The 3185-nt window shown below is 60.8% G+C and carries 2 protein-coding genes; both read left to right on the top strand.

Features of this window, described 5'->3' with window-relative positions; translation table 11 throughout:
* Nucleotides 1–1026, top strand: a 1026-nt coding sequence (locus HMPREF7215_RS13735) for a porin family protein (RefSeq protein WP_198004616.1), incomplete at its 5' end; no start/stop codon positions are given.
* A 306-nt stretch (nucleotides 1027–1332) separates the two neighbouring features.
* A complete protein-coding gene (locus HMPREF7215_RS12005) occupies nucleotides 1333–2751 on the top strand; it encodes an S-layer homology domain-containing protein (protein WP_009166195.1) in 1419 nt (472 codons plus the stop codon).
* The last annotated feature ends 434 nt before the right edge of the window (nucleotides 2752–3185 follow it).

Raw genomic sequence — 3185 nt, forward strand, 5'->3', positions numbered from 1 at the left:
GAAATGCAGTTCGACTTCAACGGCGGCCGCGACGACCTTGAGGGCAATCACGGCTTCGAGTTCGACAGCGCCCGTCTGTTCCTGCACCGCGACCTGAGCGACAAGGTCAGCTTCGACGCCGAGTGGGGCGACGACACGTTTGACCGCTTCTACCTGACGGCCGAAGATTTCCTCGGTTGGGAAGGCTTCACCGTCAAAGCCGGTCAGTTCGACATCGACTGGGAGGACGACGACGGGCTCTACTACGGCGAACACGAAGACGCCGGTTTGTTCCAGGGGCTGACCTACCGCGGCTTCGGCCTCAGCAAGACGTTCGGCCTGGCCGAGGTGTCGGGCTTCGCCGCTTCCAACCGCGCCGACGACGGCTGGTCGGTCTATGACCGGAACGAGAGCGGCGAGTACTACGGCGCCCGCCTGAAGCTGAACTTCAACGAGAAGTTCTGGCTGAGCGCCAACGGTTATTGGGTCAGACCCGAGGGCAAAAGCGCCGCGGAGTGGGGCAGCGACGATTTCGCCGCCTACTGGGCCGCGCTCGGCTTCAAGTTCGCCGACGGCCTCGAGCTGAAGGGCGCTTATTACATGGAAGACATCGACGGCGCCGCCATCGACGACCCCAAGGCCTGGAAAGTCGCCCTCGACGTCAGCCAGGACGTGCTCAAATTCACCAGCCTGTGGGTCGAGTACGCTCAGTTCGATCAGGGCTTTATCGCTGAAAATCTGCCCTACGCTTTCGGCAAGCTTGGCGATTACCTCGACGGCTTTACGACCTTCGGCGCCGACACGGACGTGATCTTCGTCGCCGCCAAGCAGGAGTGGAACGATAAGTGGAGCACTTTCGGCCGTTACGCTCAGTATGATCCCGACGGCGGCGACAAGGCCAAGGACTGGGCGGTGGGCGTCGGCTACCAGTACAGCCCCAACCTTTACTTCGAACTGGCTTACAACAAGATGGACGTGGGCGCCAATGGCGTTCCCGGTTTCGAGGACGGCAGCTTCATCCGCTTCCGCACCCTGCTGACGTTCTAAGATCCGGTCTGTCCTGCAAAAAAACAGAGGCGGCTGCTTTCGGGCAGTCGCCTCTTCGCGTTTTCGGGGAGCGCAGCGCGCTTTCTGATCGAGAATTGGCAAAACGGTCAAACGGATATGATCGATTTTGATCCCGCGATTCGCCATCCGCCGCGAAAAATGCTATGATAATGACGCGCGGTTCGCGATCGTGGGGCCGTGCGGTGACGAATGCCATCGACCGGCCGGTCCGCCGGCCTTTTTCTTCCGTGCCCGCCGTCGCGGCGCGGGAATTTTCTGTCTTTCGAAAAGCGGGGTGAAGCGAAAATGAATATCCGCAAAACGCTTTTTCTGGCGGCGGCGCTCGCGTTGGCGGCGCTTTCCGCCGCGCGCGCCGAGCCGTTCGGCGACGTGCCCGCCGGCCACTGGGCCTATGACGCCGTGGCCGAACTCGGCGCCAAGGGGATCCTCGAAGGCTATCCCGACGGCGCGTTCAAGGGCGAGCGCGTCATGAGCCGTTACGAGATCGCCGTCATCGTGGCCCGCGCGCTGGTCAACGGCGGCGCCGGCGGCGAAGACCGGGCCCGCCTCACCGAGCTCGCGGCCGAATTCCGTCCCGAACTGGAAGCCCTCGGAGTGAAAACCGACGCTCTTGACGGCCGTCTCGGCGCTCTCGAAAAAGGGCTGGGCGGCTGGAAAATCGGCGGAACCCTGCAATTCGATTACAACGCCTGGGAGAACGATCTGCCCGGTTCGGGCGCGCTGAGCGACGGCTTCACGTTCGACGAAGCCCGGCTTTACCTGCGCCGCGATCTTGGCGGCGGAATCGGCTTCGACGCGCGCTGGAGCGACGGCACGTTCGACCGTTTTTGGGTGACGGCGGCCGATTTCCTCGGCTGGGGGCTGACCTTCAGGGCCGGGCAATTTGCGCTCGACTGGGAAGACGAGGACCGCCTCTATCATGACCGCAACGGCTTCTTCATGGGCTCCGCCTACCGCGGCGCCAGCCTGAAGAAAGACGCCGGCGCCGTGGAGCTGGCGGCGTTCGCCGCCTCGCAGCGCGCCGACGACGGCGATTCGGTCTACGCCGCCAATGCCGGCGGCGAACATTACGGCGCCCGCCTCAAGGTCAATCTGGGCGAGCGCGCCTGGCTGAGCCTGAACGGCCTGTGGCGCAACGAAAACGACGCCAACTTCAACACGTACTGGGCCGGGTTGGGATACATGCTTTCCGACGGCATCGCTTTCCGCGGCGCCTATTACCGGCAGGATCTGAACGACGGCCTGGCGCGCTATTACGGCGTCCCCACGGCGGCCGACGATCCCAAAGCCTGGAAGGTGATCTTCGACCTCGGCCAGGAAAAACTGCGCTTCACCAGCGTCTGGCTGGAGTACGCCCAGATCGACGCGGGCTTCCGCCTCGACAACGTCCCATGGTCGTTCAACGACGACGTCGACTGGCCGCGCCGCGGCGCGAGACGCAACTTCTCGTTGGCCGACGACGCCAGCGTGTGGTTCGTGGGCGCGCGCCAGCAGTGGAACGAACGCTGGAGCACATTCGAGCGTTACGCCCGCTACGACGTCGACAATCTTTCCCCGGCGCCGCGCGAGTGGACCGTCGGCGTCGGCTATCAATACAGCCCCGGCCTTTATTTCGAACTGGCCTACAACGATCAGGACGGCGCCGTCAACATGAAAGATTACGACAACAAGCAGGTGCGCTTCCGCACCATGCTGAGCTTTTGACCGACGCGTCACCTGAAGAGGAAAACGCCGCCGCCGCGCTGAGGAGCGCGACGGCGGCGTTTTTTATGGGGACGATCCGGACGAAGCCGTCGGGAAATAGGGATGGGAAAACGCCCAAAAAGGCGATTATTCTCCAAAAATTCCTCAGTGAAAAAGTCTGCGAAGAAGATCGACTTTTTGGAATGATGCAACGTGATTCAAGCTAATCACTTAATCGGAAATAAAAAATTATTGCGCCGTAGATTTTTGTATTATTTACATTGTAAATAGACACGCTCCGCGGCGAACGTAAAAAATAATCAGTAGAATCAACGATTGAAACCTAAAAACGTCAGTTGTTGAAAAGCTCTTGCAAAACAAAAAAATTTTGCTAATATTAAAGCGCGTGCAGGAAGGATCCTGCGACGAAAACAGGATCGCTCGAAAAAAGCCGC

This window comes from Pyramidobacter piscolens W5455 (assembly GCF_000177335.1).
Classification (GTDB): Bacteria; Synergistota; Synergistia; order Synergistales; family Dethiosulfovibrionaceae; genus Pyramidobacter; species Pyramidobacter piscolens.

Bases quoted from the DNA above. Each gene is read 5' to 3' on its own strand.
- HMPREF7215_RS12005 (WP_009166195.1), top strand. From the start codon at position 1,333: ATGAATATCCGCAAAACGCTTTTTCTGGCGGCGGCGCTCGCGTTGGCG.